The following is an 18150-nucleotide window of genomic DNA, read 5'->3' as shown; positions in this document are numbered from 1 at the left end:
GAGAACGGTTGCAAGCCCCGCCGCGCCCGCTCCTTCGGTCATGCTGCGCGAATGGGTGGCGAAGAACGACACCGCCCGCTCGATCAGGGGTTCCTCGACGCAGACGATCTCGTCGACGAGGTCGCGCACGATCGGCAGGGTGAGCGTGCCAATCGTCTTGACGGCGATGCCCTCGGCGAGGGTCGGCCCGCCGATCGGCCTGTCCTCCCCGGCGAGGGCGTTGGCGAAGGAAGGGTAGAGGGCCGCCTCGGCGCCGATGATGCGAATGCCCGGCTTCAGGGCCCGCGCCGCCACGGCGATGCCCGAGATCAGCCCGCCCCCGCCGATCGGCACGACGAGGTCGTCGAGGTCGCCGGCCCGGGCCAGCATTTCGAGGGCGACCGTGCCCTGGCCGGCCATCACGTACGGATCGTCATAGGGATGCACGAAGACATAGCCGTGCTCGGCCTCCAGGGCGCGGGCATGGGCGGCGGATTCGAACAGGGTCTCGCCGACGAGCCGGACCTCGGCGCCCTGGGCGCGCGTATTCTGCGCCTTCACGAGCGGCGTGCCGACCGGCATCACGATGACCGCGGGGATGCCGAGGCGCCGGGCATGGTAGGCGACGGCCTGGGCATGGTTGCCCGCCGACATGGCCACGACGCCGCGCCGGCGCTCTCCCTCCGTCAGCGCCGAGAGGCGCGTCAGCGCTCCCCGCTCCTTGAAGGAGCCGGTCGCCTGCATGTTCTCGTGCTTGACGAGGATCGTCGCCCCCGTGATCTCCGAGAGGCCGGGGGCGGGCACGAGGGGGGTCTCCAGCACCTGCCCGGCGAGGACCTCGGCCGCCGCCCGGACGTCGTCGATGCCGATCGCATATGCCAAGGAGAATCACTCCCGATCAGGCGCGGGCGAAGAGTCCGCGCGGCCGCAGCATGATCGCGATCACAAGCGCGATAAAGAGGGCGAGATCGCGTCCTTCCACGGGAAAGAGCAGCGGCCAGAGGGATTCGGCGAGGCCGGCGACGAGCCCGCCCGCGAGCGCCGCCGGCACCGAGCCGATCCCGCCGAGGACGGCGCCCGCGAGCGCCTTCAGCCCCAGAGCGAATCCGTCCGCGAAGCCGAGGGCGCCCCAGCGGATCGCGGCCAGCGCCCCGGCGAACCCGGCGAGCCCGCCCGAGAGAAGCAGCGTGCGGCCGACGAGCCGGCCGACGTCGATGCCCGACAATTCGGCGGCGGTCGGGTCCTGCGCCGCGGCCCGCCAATGGCGGCCGAAGGCCGTGAGCCGCATCGCCGCCGCGAGGGCAAGTACGACGGAGAACCCGGCGCCGGCGAGAATGATCGCCCCGGGCTCGATTGTGACGATGAAATCTCCCGCCCGCGCCACGAAGACGGGCCCCGCCCCCACCGGCCCGATCCAGGCGGCATGGCTGCCCGCGGCGAGCCGCAGATATTCCGAGAGCGCGATGGCGAGGCCGAGCGAGGCGATCAGGCTCGCCTGCCCGCTTCGCGAGGGCACGGCGACGAAGGCCATCCGCCCGACCGCCCAGCCGTGTAGCCCCGCCGCGGCGACGGCCAGGGCGAGCGCGGCGGCGAGCCCCGCGAAGGTCGGCGCTCCCCCGCCGATGGCCGCCACCGCGATACCGGCCGCGGCAGCGCCGATCGTCGAGAGCGCGCCGAAAGCGAGGTGGATCCGGCCGATCAGGCCCCAGACCAGGCCGTAGGCGGCCGCGAGCAGGGCCAGGATCGCGCCGCCCGGCGCTCCGGCCAGGAGATGCTGGACCAGGATTGCGGCCGGGCGCGGCCATTCGGGCAGGTCGGCATCCGGGGGCGGCGGGCCCGGATCGCCCGCCGCCCCCTCGGGCGTCTCCACGTAGTAGCGCCGCAGGAGATAGACGGTGGCGCCCGGCACCTCGCCCCGATCGGTGGTGATGGCCTCGATCTCGGTCCGGCGGCCAAGAGCGAAGCGGCATTCCGCGAAGCGGTCGAGCGAGGGCCCTTCCCCGATCGCGGCCCGGTAGCTCACCCGCACGCCGTGCTCGATGGGAAGGACGCGCCGGACGATGATCCGGGCGCCTTCCGGCTCGAGCGCTGGAAGGGCGATGCGGCAGAGCCGGACCTGATCCCCGTCGATGGCGGCGCAGGAGCACAGGGCGAGGAGCAGCAGGAGCGCAACCGCCTTCGAGCCATGTGATCGCATGAGCTTCGCCGGGTTCACGGGGCGGGTTTCTCCACCGCCCTCAAATCTCCCGTCTCACAGCCTTTCGGGCGGCACGATACCGTAGGCGGCGGTTTCCGGGATGGACACCATGTCGTGGCCGTCGATCCGGGTGACTTCGGGCGTGATCGGCTGCACCGGCCGGCTCGCGGCGCTGGCGAGCGCTTCGGTGATCGAGGTCGAGGCCGCGAGCAGCCGCAGGTTCAGCCGCGTCGGGAAGACGATCGTGCGCTCGCCGGCCTCCCCCAGGCGCAAGGCCTCGGCCGGCGGCACCCATTCCGCATCGACCGTCTCGCAGCCGTCGCAGGCGGCGACCTGATCGGGCGGGGCCGCGCTCAGGTAGAAGCGCGTGTCGAAGCGCTTCCTCATCGGCGAGGGCGTAATCCAATGCGCGAAGGGCGTCATCGCCGACAGGTCGAGCTTCAGCCCGAGTTCCGCGACGAATTCGCGAAAGCCGACGCGTCCCGCGGCCACCTCCTCGCGACCGGCCGCCGCGCGCGCCTCGACGGCCTCGGCCGCCTCCGGCCCCCGGCCCACGAGCAGGATGCCCGATTCCTCGAATGCCTCGCGGACGGCGCAGATGCGCAAAGCCCGCTCGATATCGCTCAGCCCTTCCCCTCCCGCGACATGCCGCGCCCAGCCCGCATCCCTGTCGCTCTCCTCGAGCTTTCCGCCGGGAAAGACGAGCGCGCCGGAGGCGAATTCGATCTGACGGTGCCGCCGCACCATCAGGACCTCGAAACGCGGCAGGTCGCGAAGAAGCAGGACCGTCGCGGAAGGAAAGGCAGGCGCGGGATCGCTCATGCCGCACTCTTGGCCGAGGCCGGGAGGCTTGTCGATGCGGGAGCCGCTATTCGACCGTGATGATCCGCGCGCCCGATGCGTGAACCGTCCCGCCCTGCTGGGTGACCGTGAAGGCCCGCACGCGGGAATCGGAGCCCGCCGGCGGCGACACCTCGCGGAAAGCGGCTCGCGTGACGGCGGAGAGCCTGGTCGCCCGCGGCTCCGCCGCCTCGGAGGAAGACGCGGAATCCGGCAGGCCCGCCAGGCGCCGGCGCTCGCTGCGCTCGTAGGCGGCGGCGATCTTGCGGCGCAGGGTCGTGCCCATCAGCTTGTCGACCTGGGCCTTGGCGGTGCCGGACAGGGCGCGGCTCGTCTCGTAGCCGGCAAATGCCTGCCGCGAGGCCGGGACGCGGGGCGGGCCCGCGAAAGCCTGGGCGTTGCCCTGCCCGTCCACCACGACGTCGCCGCGGCGGAGCGTCGGGTCGAGCAGGATGGGCAGGTGGGCGGAGGCGAGGCCGGGCGTCTGGCAGTCGCAGGAGGCGACGACCGTCTTGCGGAAGAGGAAAGCCGTCTTGAGCTTCGCATAGACCGTCCCGTCGAGGACCGACCGGGCACCGGCGGGACTTTCCAGCGTCTGGCCCGGCGCGAGCGTGTAGAGGCGCGTTTCCGCGGCCGGGCAGGCCGCATGGCAGGCGGTCTCGTGCGTCGGCAAATCCGCGCGAGAATGAAGGGTGCCGACGGGGAAGAGGTAGCCGTCGCAGGTGCGCACGCACATCGTCCGCCGCCCCACGGCGCTCGCGCCGGTCGCGCCGGCCGCAGCGGAGACGGCAGACGCGTGCCGCAGGGTGGGCCTCTCCCGCACGGGCTCGCCCGGAGCCGGGCGGGGCTGGCGCGCCTCCACGATCCGCCTTGCGGCCCGGCGGGCGGGCGCCGCCCGCCGGATCTCCGCCCGCCTCGCCTCGCGGCGGCGCGCTTCCCGGCGCCGGATCTCGCCTCTCGGGCGATAGACGAAGCGCGGCTCGGAGGCATAGCGGGGCCTCAGGCGGATCGGATCAATCATCCGGTCGAGAGCCGGGCTGCGGAAGAAGTCGAAAACGCCGGCATCGTCGGCGGCGCGGACCAGCGTGACGCCCGATGCGGCAAGGCCGAATCCGCAGAGCAGCGCGACCGAGGCGAGGCCGAGGCGCGAGCGGCCCCCGCCCCCCCACGCGCAGAACGTGCGGCCGATCGATGTGGCGATCCGATCGATCATGCATACTCTCCGCAACATCGCCGCGGATAGGTCTTAACGCCGCGCGGCCTGAACGGTCAATGAAAGCTTAACGCGAATCGAGGATCCGCCGAAGCTGCAAACGTCAGGCTTTTCCTTTTCGCGCGGGAGCCGGGTTGAATATCAGGCGGTGACGGCCTTCGCGAAGCGCCGTCGCCACCCGAAAGCCGCGGCCTTCCCGGTGCCCTTCACTTGGTGGTGTAGCCGCCGTTGACGAGGATGGTCTGGCCGGTCATCCACCAGCCCTCGGAGACGAGGAAGCGGATATAGGGGACGATATCCTCGATATCGGTCAGCCCGGTCTTCGAGAACTTCGACAGCGCCGCCGCCGTCTTGTGATAGGCTTGCGCCTCGGCGCTTTCCTGGCCGTAGAAGAAAGGCGTGTCCATCGGACCGGGGCCGATGGCCGTCACGGAGATGCCGCGCTCGCCGAACTCCTTGGCCGCCGCGCGGGTGAAATGCTCCACGGGCGCCTTGGTGCCGGCATAGCTCGCATAGAACGGCGTGAAGGCGCCGAGCAGCGAGGTGACGAGCGTGACGACGGCCCCGTTGTCGTTGAGATGGCGTCCCGCCTCCTTCAGGAAGAAGAAGGCCGCCTTGGCGTTGACGGCGCTCATCTCGTCATATTCGGCCTCGGAAATATCGAGGATCGGCTTCTTCAGAACCTTGCCGACCGTATTGACGGCGATGTCGGGCCTGCCGAAAGCCGCAACCGCCTCGGCGAACAGCTTTTCCACGGCCCCGGCGGTGGTCAGGTCCGCCTGAAAGGCGGCGGCCTCGGCCCCGGCGGCCTTGACCGCGGCGACCGTCGCGTCGGCCTCGGCTTTCGTCGCGGCCGTGTTGTAGTGGATGGCGACGGCCCTGGCTCCGTGCGCCGCGAGATCGCGCGCGATCAGCGCCCCGAGATTCTTGCCGCCGCCGGCAACGATGACGGTTTTGCCCTTGATGGAACGGTCGGTCATGATCGAGCCCTTTTCGGAACGCCTCGGCCGCCTCGCGCCGCCGCCTTCCCGTCTTTATGTTCCCGGCCAGGAAGATTGAAGCCACATCGGCAGGTGAAGGATCGCATGGTCCGCGAGAACGGGATCGGCCGCCTATACCTGAAGCCCTTCCCTCGCCATTGTCGGGGTCAGGCCGAACTTGCGCCTGAAGGCGGTCGCGAAATTGGCCGGGCTCGAATAGCCGGCCGCCTCGGCGGCCGCCGTCACCGACTGTCCCTGCTCGAGCAGCGCGCGGGCCTGATCGAGACGGCGGTCCCGGATATATTCATAGACCGAGCAGCCGTGGCTGACGCGGAACAGGCGCTGGAGAGCCGAGACCCCGATGGCCAGCTCGCCCGCGAGGGTGGCGACGGCGAGATCCGTCGACAGGCGCGCCTCGATGATGTCGCGGGCTCGCGAGAGTTGCAGCGCCTCGGTGCGCCGCAGGGCGGTCACGCCGGTGGGGGGCTCGAGGGTCGCGACCGCCTCGGCGACGAGGTCGAGCGCGACGCTCTCGTCCCGCAGCCGAGACACGGCATCCCCGCGCAGGTCCGGCTCCAGCAATCCCTCGACGAGCTTGCGCAGCCGGTATGAGGGAGACCAGCGCGAGATCGCCAGATGCTCCAGGGCCGCGGGCGGGATCGCCACGCTGTGGCGACCGAAGGTCTGCTCCAGCCATTCGTGGGAGACGGTCACCAGCGCCTTGCGGACCCGTGTCCCCCGCGCCGCCCGGCGCCGGAAGCGCACGCGAGCCCGCCACGACATGGCGAATCCCGTGGAGCCGGCCCTCGCGCCCCTGTGGAGCCCGACCGGGAGGGGACGCCCGTCCACCGAGGCGTCGAGCCCCTCGCCGTCCTCGATGAAGAGATAGAAGCCGAAGCCCGGATCGAGATTCGTGCAGGTCGTCAGGTCGTGCAGGTCCTCCGTGTCGGTCGCGTGCAGGATCAGGCCCTCGCGCAGGCGCAGCGTGCGGAAGCGGCCGATCAGGACGGGCTCGTCCGAGGCCAGGACCGGCTCGATCGTATGCTCGCCCGACCGGAAGCGCGGGGACTGCTCGAAGAACGAGAACGGGATCGAGCGGCGCTGCCCGCCCGAATCCCGCGTTCTGGTGAATGCAGTCGTCACATCCTCAGACAATGCATCTTGCTCTCTCCGTCAAGAAGAAATCCCTCCATGAAAATAGAACATTTCTAATATGGTGTTGTCTTTTTGCCGCTGACCAAGAAAAGAGGCGGAGCACGCACTTCCCGCAAAGCTCTCGGCATCTTTCGCAAAGACGGCGGACTCGATCGGCCGGGCCGGGCAACGCTAATGCCGACCCGCGACTTTTCGAGCGGGCGGGGGCGATATGTTGGAAATGGGATCGGCGCGAGGAGGAGGCCGGGTTGCCGCGGGGGCGGCCTTGGGCCTCCTGGGCGCATTTCTGTCCTCGACCGCGATCGCCCAGCAATCCGGCCCGGGCCTTCCCCCCGTGACGGTCGAGCCGCCCGCGCCGCGCCGGGCCGCGCCGCGGGTCGTCCAGCCGGCCGCCCGCCCCGCCCCCACCCGGGCGAGCGTGCGCCGCGGCCGGACGCATGCCCGCACCGTCGCCTCCTCCCGCGCTCCCGCCCCGACGATGGCTCCGGCGGGGCCGGCGGTGGAACCGGCCGGGCCGGTGGAGCGCGCCAACGGGCCCGTGGGCGGCATGGTCGCCCGGCGCAGCGCCACCGGCACCAAGACGGACACCCCGATCCTCGAAGTGCCGCAATCGATCTCGGTCATCCCGCGCGAGCAGATGGACCAGCAGCAGGCGGAGAGCGTCTCGCAGGCCCTGCGCTACTCGGCCAGCATCTCGCCGGAGGTGCGCCCCGCCAACAACCGCTACGACAGCATCTTCATCCGCGGCTTCGGCGGCGGCGGAACGGCGGCCGCCTATGTGAACTACTGGGACGGCATGCGCGTCCTGCGCGGCGTGAATTTCCTGGTTCCGGCGATCGATCCCTATTCGCTGGAGCGCATCGAGGTGCTGCGCGGGCCGGCCTCGGTCCTGTTCGGGCAGGTCAATGTCGGCGGCCTCGTCAACATGGTGTCCAAGCGCCCGACCGAGACGCCGGTCCGCGAGATCCAGCTCCAGACGGGGAGCTACGGCCGCCTCCAGACCGCCTTCGACCTCGGCGGCCCGGCCGACCCGGACGGCAAGTTCCTGTACCGGCTGACCGGGCTGTTCCGGGACGCCGACACGCAGGTCGCCCATACGAAGGAGCAGCGCATCATGATCGCGCCCTCCTTCACCTGGAAGCCGGACGAGACCCTCAAGCTCACCGTCTACGGCCATTACCAGCGCGACCCGGAAACGGGCTTCTACGGCACCCTGCCGGTAGTCGGCACGCTCCTGCCGACGAAGTTCGGCCGGATCCCGACGCGCCTCCTCCCCGGCGAGCCCGGCTTCGAGGGCTTCAGCCGGAACATGTCGCATATCGGCTACGAGATCGAGCACAAGCCGACGGACGGCGTCACGCTGCGCCAGAACCTGCGCTTCGTCGACATGGATTCGAAATTCACGACGGTCGCGGCGGTCGGCATGTCGGCCAACCAGGAAATGCTCCAGCCGCGCCGGGCCACCTATTCGCGCGAATTCGCGCGCGGCCTCGTGCTCGACAACCAGGCCCAGTTCGATTTCACCACCGGGCCGCTCACGCACAAGCTCCTGCTCGGGCTCGACTACCTGGATGTCGGCTCGCATTCCTATCTCGGCACGGGCGGCACGGTGCAGCCGCTGAACTGGCGGTTCCCCATCTATGGCCGCACGCCCTTCGTCCTGCCCGCCACGCCGCGCACCAACCAGGACCAGAGCCAGCTCGGTCTCTACGCGCAGGACCAGATCAAGTTCGACCGCTTCGTCCTGACCGCGGGCCTCCGCCAGGATTGGGCGGACACCAAGCAATACGTCTACAACACCAACAAGACGACCAAGTTCGGAGACGATGCCCTGACCGGCCGCGTGGGCCTCGTCTATCTCTTCGACTGGGGCCTCGCCCCCTATGCGAGCTACGCGACCTCGTTCGATCCCCTGACCTCGGGCACCTCCTATTCGGGCACTCCCTTCCGCCCGACGACGGGCGAGCAATACGAGGCGGGCGTCAAGTTCCAGCCCGTCGGCTACGACGCCTTCATCCAGGCGTCCGCCTTCGACCTGACGCAGAACAACGTCACGACGCCCGATCCCAACCATTTCGGCTACAGCATCCAGACGGGGCAGATCCGCTCCCGCGGCGTCGAGGTCGAGGCGCGCGCCACGATCGCCAAGAGCCTCGACCTGATCGCCGCCTACTCGACCATGGATGTCGAGGTGACGCGGGCGAACGATGCGAGCCTCGGCCATCGCCCGGTCGGCGCGCCCGCTCAGATCGCCTCCGGCTGGGCCTACTACACCTTCCATGACGGCTGGCTGGCCGGGCTCGGCTTCGGCGGCGGCGTCCGCTATATCGGCAACACGCTCGGCCAGGCGGACGGCACCCTGAGGGTTCCGGGCTATACCCTGTACGATGCGGCCGTCAGCTACGATTTCGGCAAGGCGAGCCCGTATCTGAAGGGTCTCAAGCTCGCGGTCAACGGAACGAACCTTGCGGACAAGACCTATGTGTCGGGCTGCTTCTCCTATCTGCAGGGCTGCGTCTACGGCTATCGCCGCGCCGTCCTCGCCACGCTGACCTATCGCTGGTGAGCGGGCATGGCGGAAAGCTCCGGCCGGGGCTGGACGCGGCGAGCCATGCTCGCCGCGCCGGCCCTGGCGCTCGCTAGCGGATCCTCGATGGGAGCCGACAGACAGCCGGTCCAGGTGCCCGGCGCCTGGGTCAGGGACATGGTCTCCCGCGAGGGCCTCGCCTATCGCGTCTTCCTGTGGCGGCCTGCCGGCGCCCCGCCGGCGGAGGGCTTCGGCGTCACCTATCTCCTCGACGGCAATGCCGTCTTCGGCACGGCGGTCGACATCGCCCGGCTCGCGGCGGAGGGATTCGGGCCGCGCCGCCCGCCACCCCGCGCAATCGTGGCCATCGGCTATCCGGGCGAGGCGCCGATCGACATGCGGCGGCGCACCCTGGATCTCACGCCGCCCGCGACAGGCGGCGAGCCGCCGCCACGGGCGGACGGCAGGCCCTGGCCGCCGAGCGGAGGGGCGGACCGCCTCCTCGATTTCATCGAGCAGGAGCTGAAGCCGCTGGTCGCGGCCGAGCTGCCCGCCGATCCGGCTCGGTCCTCCCTGTTCGGACATTCCTTCGGCGGCCTCCTCGCCCTCCATTGCCTCTTCACGCGGCCGGCTTCCTTCGCGGCCTATGTCGCGGCGAGCCCCTCCATCTGGTGGAACGGGAGTGCGATCCTCGGGGAGGAGCGCGCCTTCGCCGCCGCCGGCGGGCCGGCGCGCGAGACGCGCCTGCTCCTGAGCGCCGGCGGCGAAGAGCAGCCGCCGGCAGGGACGGGTTCGGCCGATCCCCACGAGCGGCTGCGGCGCGAGGCGCGCCTCGTCGACAATGCCCGCGAGATGGCCGCGCGGCTCGCCGGGATTCCCCGCCTCGCCGTCTCCTTCGCCCTCTTCGAGGGCGAGACGCACGGATCGGTCATTCCGGCCGCCCTGGCGCGGGGCCTGCGCTTCGCGGCCGAGGCCCCTTCAGACCCGGGACGAGAATGACGAACGCCAAGCCCTGGACCGGCAGGTTCCGCCAGATCCGCGTGGTCCGGCTCCTGCGCGCCCGCAACGTGACGCCCGCGATGCGGCGCGTCACCCTGGGCGGCCCGGAACTGGAGGATCTGCCGCGCGGGCCGAACCTCAAGCTCCTGATCCCGCCCCAGGGCCACAACCGGATCGAATGGCCGGCGGCGGCGAAGCCGCTCGTCTGGCCGGACAAGGCGCTCCTGCCTGCGATCCGCACCTATACGGTCCGCCGCCACGACCCCGCGACGGGCGAGATCGAGGTCGATTTCGTCCTTCACGGCGAGGGTCCGGCGGCGAGCTGGGCGGCGAGCGCCCAGCCCGGCGACGTCATCGGGATCAGCGCCCCGGGCGGCCGGGAGATCGCCGCCGCCCCCTGGGTCTGCATCGCGGGCGACCATACGGCGGTGCCCGCCGTCACCCGGATGCTGGAGACGCTGCCGCGCGAGACGGCCGGCCACGCCTTCATCGAGGTGCCGGGCCCCGAGGAGGAGCAGCCGGTCGAGGCGCCGCCGGGCCTTCGCGTCACCTGGCTGCACGCGCCGCCGGGGAGGTCGGGGCTCGCGGCCGCCGTGAGGGGCGTGCCCTCGCCCGGCCACGGCGACATCGCGTTCTGGGTCGGCGCCGAATCGGAGACGGCGCGCGCGCTGCGCGCCCATATCCGCGACGAGCGCGGGGTGGAGCGCCGCCGTTTCCTCGTCATCGGCTACTGGAAGCGGGGCATGACCGAGACCGCCTACGGCGAGAAATTCGACCACGACCGCGACGAGGATTATTTCGCCGTGGCGCGCGAGGAGGAGGCCCGCAGGCACCGCGCCGGCCATCGTCACGGCCACGAGGAGCACGACCATGCTCATTGATCGCCTGCGGACCATGCTCGCGCTGGCGCTCGTCCTCCTCGCCTTCGGCGCGCGGGCGGAGCCGGTCACGCTGACCGACCTGACGGGCCGGAAAGTCACGCTCCCCGCCCCCGCGAGGCGCATCGTGCTGGCCCAGGGCCGGCACCTCAACGCTCTCGCCCTCCTCCATCCCGATCCGGTCAGTCTCGTCGCCGGCTGGGGCGACGACCTCAAGCGCGACCGGGCGACCTACGACCTCTACCGGCGCCGCTTTCCGGCCATCGAGCGGGTTCCCGATCTCGGCTCCGGCGCGGCGCGGACCTTCTCCCTCGAGAAGGCGATCTCCCTCGAGCCGGACCTCGTCGTGCTCAGCCGCTTCGCCGATGGCGGCGGCGGCGCGGCCCAGGCGGGCGAGGTCGCCCGCCGCTTCGAGGCGATCGGCGTGCCGGTCATCGTGATCGACTTCTTCCAGGCCCCGCTGGAGGAGACCGAGGCGAGCCTGCGCATCCTCGGGGAGGCGATCGGCCGGCCCGAGGCCGCCCTCGCCTATAACCGCTTCTACCGCGAGCATCTCGACCGGATCGCCGCGCGGCTGAAGGCGCCCGGCCTCGCCCGGCCACGAGTCTTCATGCATGCCCATGCGGGCGGGCCGACCTGCTGCTACTCGCCCGGCCGCGGCGTCTTCGACCAGTTCATCCGGGCGGCGGGCGGCCACAATATCGGGGCCGATATCCTGCCCGGCGCGACGGGCGAGCTGAGCCCCGAATATGTCGCGAGCGCGAAGCCGGACATTTATGTCGGCACGGGGGGAACCTACCAGATCCGCAGCGGCGGCCTCGTTCTCGGCAGCGGCGTGTCGGCCGAGGAGGCCCGCCGCTCCCTCGCGGCGACGCTCGCCCGGCTGAACCTCCTGGCCATCTCCTCCCTGCCGCCCGAGCGCATCCACGGCATGTGGCAGCTCTTCAACGACACGCCGGTCCATGTCGTCGCGGTCGAGCTTCTGGCCAAGTGGCTCCATCCCGAGTTGTTCGGTGATCTCGATCCCGCCGCGACCCTGCGGGAGATCAACGAACGCTTCCTGTCCGTGCCGCTCGAGGGCACCTATTGGACGAGCCTCGGCGGGACCGAATGAGCGCCGCCCGGAGCGGCGATTTCTCGCTCGCGGATTACGACCGCCGGGTGCGCCGGCGCCTCCTCGTGATCGCGGCGCTCCTTGCGCTCGCGCTCGCGGGCTTCGCGCTCGATCTCGCCACGGGGCCGGCGAGCCTGTCCCCCGCGCAGATCCTGCGCGCCCTCTTCGAGCCCGCCGCCCTCGGCCGCGGCCTCGTCTCGATCGTCTGGGACGTGCGCCTGCCCGTGGCCCTCCTCGCCCTCGCGGTCGGCGCGGCCCTCGCTCTCGCCGGGGCCGAGATGCAGACGGTGCTCGACAATCCGCTGGCCAGCCCCTTCACGCTCGGCATGTCCTCGGCCGCGACCTTCGGCGCGGCCCTCGCCATCGTGCTCGACCTCGCCCTGCCGGGCGTGCCGCAGGGCTGGATCGTCTCCGCCAACGCCTTCCTCTTCGCGCTCGGCTCGGCGGCCTTGCTGCAAATGCTGGCGCGGCTGCGCGGCGTCGGCGGGCCGGAGACGGTCGTGCTGTTCGGAATCGCGCTCCTGTTCTCCTTCAACGCCCTCGTCGCCCTGCTCCAGTTCGTGGCGACCGAGCAGGCGTTGCAGCAGCTCGTCTTCTGGACCTTGGGCAGCCTTTCCCGCGCGAGCCTCGACAAGGCCGCCTTCATCGGAATCGTCGTCGCGCTCGTCTTCCCGCTCTCGATGCGGGCGGCCTGGCAACTGACCGCGCTCCGCCTCGGCCAGGACCGGGCCGCGAGCCTCGGCGTGCGGGTGGAGCGGCTGCGCTTCCTGGCCCTCGCACGGATCAGCCTCCTCACGGGGACGGCGGTCGCCTTCGTCGGCGTCATCGGCTTCGTCGGGCTGATCGCGCCGCATATCGCGCGGCTGCTGGTCGGGGAGGACCACCGCTTCTTCCTGCCCGCGAGCGCGCTCGCAGGCGCCGCCGTGATGTCCTTCGCCTCGGTCGCCAGCAAGCTGATCCTGCCTGGCGTCCTGATCCCGATCGGCATCGTGACCGCCCTGGTCGGCATCCCGGCCTTCCTCGCGATCATCCTGACGAGCGGGCCGCGCGGATGAGCGGGCTCGTCATCCGGGGGCTCTCGGCCGGCTATCGCGGACGGCAAATCGTGAGCGGTCTCGATCTCGGGCCCCTGGAAGCGGGGACGGTCACGGCCCTCGTCGGCCCGAACGCCGCCGGGAAATCGACCCTCCTGCGGGCAATCGCCGGGCTGATCCCCGCGAGCGGCGAGATCCTGCTCGGCGAGGAGGATCTCGCGCGGCTCGACCTCGCGGCGCGCGCCGCGCGCATCGGCTTCATGCCGCAGACCCTCCCGCAGCGCGTCTCGCTCTCCGTGTTCGAATCGGTGCTCGTGGCGCTGAAAGCCTCGCCGCTCGCGAGCGGGGCGATCTCCGCCCCGGAGGCGCGCGGGCGCGTCATGGCGAGCCTCGCGCGGCTCGGCATCGCCGGGCGCGCAGGCGATCATCTCGACCGGCTGTCGGGCGGGCAGCGGCAGCTCGCAAGCCTCGCCCAGGCGCTGGTGCGCGAGCCCCGCCTTCTCCTCCTGGACGAGCCGACCAGCGCGCTCGACCTGCGCCACCAGCTCATGGTGATGAGCATGGCGCGGGCCCTTGCCGGCGAGGGCCGGGTGGTCGTAGCGGTGCTGCACGATCTCGGCCTCGCCGCGCGCTGGGCCGACCGGATCGTCGTCCTGCGGGCGGGAGCGGTCCGGGCCTCGGGCCCGCCCGAGACCGCGCTCACGGCGCAGGTGCTGGCCGATACCTGGGGCGTGAGGGGACATCTCGAGCGCGGTCCCAGCGGCCACGCCCATGTGGCGGTCTTCGGCACGGCAATGAGAGGGCCCTGAAGGCGCCCCGCATCGAGGCGGATCGCCCAGCATTTGCGCAGACAAGCTGATTTATAGGATTGATCATGCTCCTCTCCCGGCGTCACATCCGCGGACCCTGCCACGGCCTGCGCCGCGGCTTCCCGACGGGAGAATGCCGAGATGCGCCGTCCCCTCCTCGCGCTCGCCGCGGTGCTGATCGCCGCCCCCGCCTGCGCGCATGACCTCTGGATCACGCTTTCGAGCGGCCGGACGGTCCCGCAAATCCACCTTCATTACGGCCACCCCGACGATCTCGCGAGGCCGCAGGCCGACAAGCTGGTCGCGATGACGGTGAGCGACGCGCGGGGAACGCGCGCCATCGCCCCGGCCTTCTCGGAGAGCGCGGCCGGTCCCATCCTGGTCAGCGAGCCTCTTCCCGGCCTCGCCGGAACGATCGTCGCCGCGCGCTACGACAACGGCTTCTGGACGAAGGCGCCGGACGGCAGCTTCCGCAACACGACGAAGCGTCTCCTGCCCGGCGCCGCGGAGACGATCGCCTCGGTCAAATTCGCCAAGCTCGTCACCGGGGCCGAGGCGCCCTATGCCGAGCCCGTGGGACACGAACTCGAGATCGTGCCCCTGGACGATCCCTCGGCGACCGAGCCCGGCGGCACGCTGCGCGTGAAGGTGCTCTTCCGCGGCGCGCCCGTCGCGGGCGCAAGGATCCTGCGCAGCGACGGAGAGGCCGTGCCGCACGACAGGCTTCTCGCCTTCACGACCGATGCCGCCGGTATTGCCGCGGTCCAGATCGAGAAGGCGGGCGGGGAGATCCTGTCCGTCTCCCCCCGTATCGCCCCCTCGGCGACGCCCGACCTGGCCGATGCCGACACCTTCAGCGCCACCCTCTCCTATGTCGTCGAGGCGCCGAGGACGAACTGATCCGGCGAGGGGCCCCTCATCCCTGCCGCGCCGGCCGGGCCGCGCTTCCGTAGCGCTTCGCCGGCCAGGAGACGATGTGGCCGCCCCGGACGAGATCGTCGAGGAGCCCGATCGCCGCCTCGGCGACCTTCGGCTCGTCGAAAAACTCGATGACGAGCGGGAGATCGACGGTCAGCCGCAGGATATCGTCGGCATGGACCTCCCCGCTCGCGCCGAACCCGGCAATGCCGCGGAAGACCGTCACGCCCTGCACGGCATGGCGCTCCTGGAGGAGGGTCAGGATCTCCTGCATGAGCTTCCTGCGCCGGCCATGGTCGGCCTCGCTGAGATAGATGCGCACGATCAGGATGTCGTCGGTCATTCGATCCTCCCGCTACAGGTTCCGGGCGATGTAGGCGCCTCCGAAAGCGGCCACGAAGCCGAGGCCCACCGAGAGGACGACATAGAGCGCGGCTTTGAAGATCTCCCCGTTCTCGGCGAGCAGCAGCGTCTCCATCTCGAAGGTCGAGAAGGTCGAGTAGCCGCCGATGAAGCCGGTCAGGATTCCCGTCCGCAGGGTGGGTGAGATCGTGAGGCGCTCCAGCGTCTCGACGAAGAGAAACCCCATCGCGAAGCTGGCGAGAACGTTGATGCTGAGCGTGGCATAGGGAAAATCGCGCCCGTAGACCGACTGCACGAGATTGGTCTGCGCGAAGCGCGCCCAGCAGCCCAGGACGCCGAAGCCCGCAATGGCGAGATAGGTCCACATCGTCTCGTCCTTCCGGTCAGAGCAGCGCCAGCCCGAGGACGAGCACGAGCAGGACCCCGATCAGGCCCAGATACAGGTTCAGGTGACCCGACTGAAGCAGCCGGAGCCGGCCGGCGAGGTCCCGCACCAGCCGGACGGCCGGCTGGAACAGGAGCGGCCCGAAGATCGGCGCGACATCGTGCTCGAAGACGAGCTTGCGGACGAAATAGCCGCCCGCATCGGCATCCCGCTCGGTATCGGCGGTCGGGCGGTAGACGAAGCTGTAGAAGGTCCGCATGGCGTTCGAGAAGGACAGGCTGGTCGTCGAGGCGCGCGCCGGGTCGGGCGAGAGCCCCCCGTACCAGACCGGCACCCGCCGCACCCCGCGCCGCCTGCGGCCGAGGACGAGCAGAACGGGGATCAGCGCGAGAAGCGGCATGACGAGGACGAGGAGGCTCGGCGAGATGAAGGCGAACCTGGCCGTGAGCGGGACGAGCAGGGCACCGTCCCGCATCCGGGCCGCGACGGGAATGCCGAACGGCGCGGCGGCGTCGAGCGCCGCGAGCCAGAGCGGCATGCCCGCGCCGAGGGCGAGCACGGCGAGGCCGAGGAGGCCCGCCGCCGCCGAATAGCGCGAGGCGATCGGCGCAGGGCGCGCGGGATCGCGCGACAGCACCCCGAGCCCGATCGCCTTCACGAAGGTCGCGAAGGCGACGGCCGCGGTGAGGGCGAGGCCCGCCCCGGTGAGGGCGAGGACGAGCCGCCCGCCGAGGCTCGGCAGGTGGAAGCCCTGGAAGACGGTCTGGAAGACGAACCATTCGCTGACGAAGCCCGCGGTCGGCGGCATGGCGGCGAGGCTCATGCCGGCAAGCAGCGCGCCGACGCCCAGCAGCCAGTGGCTGCCCGCCCCGCCATAGGCGATGCGGTAGCTCCCGTTTGCCGTGAAGATCCCGTCGGCGGCCAGGAAAAGCGCTCCCTTGGCAAGCGCGTGGCCGGCGAGGTGGAGCAGCGCGACCGTCCAGGCCAGGCCGGCGAGATCGGCGAGCCCGTGGCCGTGGAACAGCATCGCGGCGCCGAGCGCGACGACCGCGATCGAGGCATTCTCGGCCGAGGAGAAGCTGAGAAGCCCCCGCCAATCGTCCTGCTGGAAAGCATAGAGGATGGTCAGGATGGCGCTCAGCGTCCCGACGATGACGACGATCGCGGCGAGGGTCGGGAAGGCATCGCCCGCCGCGCCGGGAAGCCAGCCCGTCAAGGCCCGCGCCAAGGCGAGGAAGGCGGCGTTGAGCACGATGCCCGACATGATGGCGCCCGAGGCGCCGCTGCCGCTGCCATAGGCACCGGGGAACCATTCGTAGAAGGGCAGGAGGCCGAGCTTGGCGCCGAAGCCGGCGAGAAGCAGGAGGCCGATGCCGATCTGCATTGCCCGCGGGAGCCCGGCGGCGCCGGCCTCGAAGGCTGCGAATCCCAGGCTCGAGGCGTGGCCGCCGAGGAGGACGATCGCGAGGAGGAGCGCCACCGCGCCGACCTCGAGCAGGGCCAGCATGAAGAGGACGCCGCGGCCGCGCCCGCGCCCGAGATGGTCGGAGAGAAGGAGGATGGCGCCGCCGAGGCTCATCGCCTCCCAGGCAATCAGCAGGGCGGCGCCGTTCTGCAATCCGAAGACGCCGAGCGCGCCGAGAAGGCTCAGGCCCGCTCCGAAGAGCCAGCCGCGCCGCCCGGCCTGCGCGGGCGAGGCGAAGGCGCAGGCGAAGGCGGCCGGGACCAGCCCGAACCCCATCAGCCACCAGCCCTGCGGGTCGATGCGGAAGCCGACCTCCTCCGCGAGGAGTCGTCCCGGAAGCACGATCGTCGGGCTCGCGCCCGGAAGCGCCAGGATCGCAGCGACGATGCCGGAGATCGCGCCGAGCGCCAACGCGGCGCGGCCAAGGACCAAGGCCCCGGCAAGCCCGAGCAGCGCGCCCACAGCCCACAGGGTCGCCGCGAGGAGGAGAAGCTCGCTAGACACCGATCCGCCCTCCTTCGACCCTCTGCGGCGCGCGGTCGAGGAACATCAGCAGGGCTTCCATGATCGCGGCGGGGTTCGGCGGGCAGCCCGGCAGGTAGAGATCGACCGGAAGCACGCCGTCGAGCCCCGTGCCGCAGGCGTCATTGCCACCGGAGATGCCGCCCGAAACGGCGCAGGTGCCGGCGGCCATCACCCAGCGCGGCTCGGGCATGGCCTCGTAAGCCGCCAGCAAAGGCTCGCGCATCGCCACCGTGACCGGCCCCGTGACGAGAAGAAGATCGGCGAAGCGCGGCGAGGCCGTGAAGAAGATGCCGAGCCGGTGCAGGTTGTAGAAGGGGTTGTTCAGCGCCTGAAGCTCGGATTCGCAGCCGTTGCAGGAGCCGGCATCGACATGGCGGATGTGGAGGCTGCGCCGGAACGCCCTGCGCTCCGGCGCGGGCCGGTCCGGGGGGCGCGGCCCACGATCCGCCCGGACCAGGTCTCCGCGCTCGCGCACGCCGAAGGCCCAGTCGCGGGAGGGCTCCATCGCCCCGGTCGGACAAACTTCCGTGCAGAGCTGACAGACCACGCAGCGCCCGTAATCGATCGCGAGCCCGCCCTCGCGGGCCTCGATGGCGCGGGTCGGACAGATCTCCGCGCATTCCCCGCAGCCCTCGCGGCATGCTTCGGGATCGTGGCGGGGCATGCCGAGCACACCGTCCTGGCCGTCGTTTCCACCCTCGCGGGGCCAGGCGGTCGTCGCCTTGCCCGCCGCCAGCCCGAACAATGTCCATAAGGCCATGAGCCGCTC

17 protein-coding genes are annotated in these 18150 nt (G+C 71.2%); 7 read left to right on the top strand and 10 right to left on the bottom strand.

Annotated elements, in window-relative coordinates; genetic code table 11:
• The 6 genes from PKD06_RS01245 to PKD06_RS01220 form a co-directional block, all read right to left on the bottom strand.
• Positions 1-861: pyridoxal-phosphate dependent enzyme (locus PKD06_RS01245; protein WP_324376936.1), on the bottom strand; the 861-nt coding region annotated here is incomplete at its 3' end.
• A gap of 16 nt (positions 862-877) precedes the next feature.
• Positions 878-2194 (bottom strand): branched-chain amino acid ABC transporter permease, encoded by a 1317-nt coding sequence (locus tag PKD06_RS01240; RefSeq protein ID WP_324376933.1) that lies wholly within the window; start codon positions 2192-2194, stop codon positions 878-880.
• 36 nt (positions 2195-2230) lie between these two features.
• Positions 2231-2998 (bottom strand): NUDIX hydrolase, encoded by a 768-nt coding sequence (locus PKD06_RS01235; protein ID WP_324376931.1) that lies wholly within the window; start codon positions 2996-2998, stop codon positions 2231-2233.
• Positions 2999-3044: 46 nt separating this feature from the next.
• The gene (locus PKD06_RS01230; protein WP_324376929.1) at positions 3045-4229 is read right to left on the bottom strand and encodes a DUF2865 domain-containing protein; all 1185 of its coding nucleotides are present in this window, start codon (positions 4227-4229) and stop codon (positions 3045-3047) included.
• 206 nt (positions 4230-4435) lie between these two features.
• A complete protein-coding gene (locus PKD06_RS01225; protein WP_324376927.1) occupies positions 4436-5209 on the bottom strand; it encodes an SDR family oxidoreductase in 774 nt (257 codons plus the stop codon).
• A gap of 132 nt (positions 5210-5341) precedes the next feature.
• The gene (locus PKD06_RS01220) at positions 5342-6352 is read right to left on the bottom strand and encodes an AraC family transcriptional regulator (protein ID WP_324376926.1); all 1011 of its coding nucleotides are present in this window, start codon (positions 6350-6352) and stop codon (positions 5342-5344) included.
• Between the two features lie 277 nt (positions 6353-6629).
• On the opposite strand from PKD06_RS01220, the gene PKD06_RS01215 reads away from it, so the two are divergent.
• The 7 genes from PKD06_RS01215 (at position 6630) to PKD06_RS01185 (ending at position 14625) form a co-directional block, all read left to right on the top strand.
• Positions 6630-8930, top strand: a complete 2301-nt coding sequence (locus PKD06_RS01215) for a TonB-dependent siderophore receptor (protein WP_324376924.1) — start codon at positions 6630-6632, stop codon at positions 8928-8930.
• 87 nt (positions 8931-9017) lie between these two features.
• Positions 9018-9890 (top strand): alpha/beta hydrolase-fold protein, encoded by an 873-nt coding sequence (locus PKD06_RS01210; RefSeq protein WP_324376922.1) that lies wholly within the window; start codon positions 9018-9020, stop codon positions 9888-9890.
• A complete protein-coding gene (locus PKD06_RS01205; RefSeq protein WP_324376920.1) occupies positions 9887-10771 on the top strand; it encodes a siderophore-interacting protein in 885 nt (294 codons plus the stop codon). The genes PKD06_RS01210 and PKD06_RS01205 overlap by 4 nt, the downstream gene beginning before the upstream one ends.
• A complete protein-coding gene (locus PKD06_RS01200) occupies positions 10761-11882 on the top strand; it encodes an ABC transporter substrate-binding protein (RefSeq protein WP_324376918.1) in 1122 nt (373 codons plus the stop codon). Before PKD06_RS01205 ends, PKD06_RS01200 begins: the two co-directional genes overlap by 11 nt.
• A complete protein-coding gene (locus PKD06_RS01195; RefSeq protein WP_324376916.1) occupies positions 11879-12937 on the top strand; it encodes an iron ABC transporter permease in 1059 nt (352 codons plus the stop codon). Before PKD06_RS01200 ends, PKD06_RS01195 begins: the two co-directional genes overlap by 4 nt.
• A complete protein-coding gene (locus PKD06_RS01190) occupies positions 12934-13725 on the top strand; it encodes an ABC transporter ATP-binding protein (protein WP_324376914.1) in 792 nt (263 codons plus the stop codon). Before PKD06_RS01195 ends, PKD06_RS01190 begins: the two co-directional genes overlap by 4 nt.
• 141 nt (positions 13726-13866) lie before the next feature.
• Positions 13867-14625 (top strand): DUF4198 domain-containing protein, encoded by a 759-nt coding sequence (locus PKD06_RS01185; RefSeq protein ID WP_324376912.1) that lies wholly within the window; start codon positions 13867-13869, stop codon positions 14623-14625.
• Between the two features lie 16 nt (positions 14626-14641).
• Here PKD06_RS01185 and PKD06_RS01180 read toward each other — a convergent pair whose 3' ends face one another.
• The 4 genes from PKD06_RS01180 to PKD06_RS01165 are packed head-to-tail and all read right to left on the bottom strand — an operon-like array spanning position 14642 to position 18141.
• Entirely contained in the window at positions 14642-14986 is a 345-nt protein-coding gene (locus tag PKD06_RS01180) for a DUF190 domain-containing protein (RefSeq protein WP_324376910.1), read from the bottom strand.
• 12 nt (positions 14987-14998) lie between these two features.
• Entirely contained in the window at positions 14999-15373 is a 375-nt protein-coding gene (locus PKD06_RS01175; RefSeq protein WP_324376908.1) for a CrcB family protein, read from the bottom strand.
• 16 nt (positions 15374-15389) lie between these two features.
• Positions 15390-17360, bottom strand: coding sequence for a proton-conducting transporter membrane subunit (locus PKD06_RS01170; protein WP_324376906.1), 1971 nt, complete (start codon positions 17358-17360; stop codon positions 15390-15392).
• Positions 17353-18141, bottom strand: coding sequence for a 4Fe-4S binding protein (locus tag PKD06_RS01165; RefSeq protein WP_324376904.1), 789 nt, complete (start codon positions 18139-18141; stop codon positions 17353-17355). Before PKD06_RS01165 ends, PKD06_RS01170 begins: the two co-directional genes overlap by 8 nt.
• Between the last annotated feature and the right edge of the window lie 9 nt (positions 18142-18150).

Source organism: Enterovirga sp. (genome assembly GCF_035325185.1).
Taxonomy (GTDB): Bacteria; Pseudomonadota; Alphaproteobacteria; order Rhizobiales; family Beijerinckiaceae; genus Enterovirga.
This window is presented reverse-complemented; position numbering and strand designations above follow the sequence as displayed.

Excerpts from the sequence above, each read along its gene's own strand:
- PKD06_RS01235 (WP_324376931.1), bottom strand. The coding sequence starts at position 2,998 with ATGAGCGATCCCGCGCCTGCCTTTCCTTCCGCGACGGTCCTGCTTCTT.
- PKD06_RS01230 (WP_324376929.1), bottom strand. The coding sequence starts at position 4,229 with ATGATCGATCGGATCGCCACATCGATCGGCCGCACGTTCTGCGCGTGG.
- PKD06_RS01225 (WP_324376927.1), bottom strand. The coding sequence starts at position 5,209 with ATGACCGACCGTTCCATCAAGGGCAAAACCGTCATCGTTGCCGGCGGC.
- PKD06_RS01210 (WP_324376922.1), top strand. The coding sequence starts at position 9,018 with ATGGGAGCCGACAGACAGCCGGTCCAGGTGCCCGGCGCCTGGGTCAGG.
- PKD06_RS01205 (WP_324376920.1), top strand. The coding sequence starts at position 9,887 with ATGACGAACGCCAAGCCCTGGACCGGCAGGTTCCGCCAGATCCGCGTG.
- PKD06_RS01200 (WP_324376918.1), top strand. The coding sequence starts at position 10,761 with ATGCTCATTGATCGCCTGCGGACCATGCTCGCGCTGGCGCTCGTCCTC.
- PKD06_RS01195 (WP_324376916.1), top strand. The coding sequence starts at position 11,879 with ATGAGCGCCGCCCGGAGCGGCGATTTCTCGCTCGCGGATTACGACCGC.
- PKD06_RS01190 (WP_324376914.1), top strand. The coding sequence starts at position 12,934 with ATGAGCGGGCTCGTCATCCGGGGGCTCTCGGCCGGCTATCGCGGACGG.
- PKD06_RS01185 (WP_324376912.1), top strand. The coding sequence starts at position 13,867 with ATGCGCCGTCCCCTCCTCGCGCTCGCCGCGGTGCTGATCGCCGCCCCC.
- PKD06_RS01180 (WP_324376910.1), bottom strand. The coding sequence starts at position 14,986 with ATGACCGACGACATCCTGATCGTGCGCATCTATCTCAGCGAGGCCGAC.
- PKD06_RS01175 (WP_324376908.1), bottom strand. The coding sequence starts at position 15,373 with ATGTGGACCTATCTCGCCATTGCGGGCTTCGGCGTCCTGGGCTGCTGG.
- PKD06_RS01165 (WP_324376904.1), bottom strand. The coding sequence starts at position 18,141 with ATGGCCTTATGGACATTGTTCGGGCTGGCGGCGGGCAAGGCGACGACC.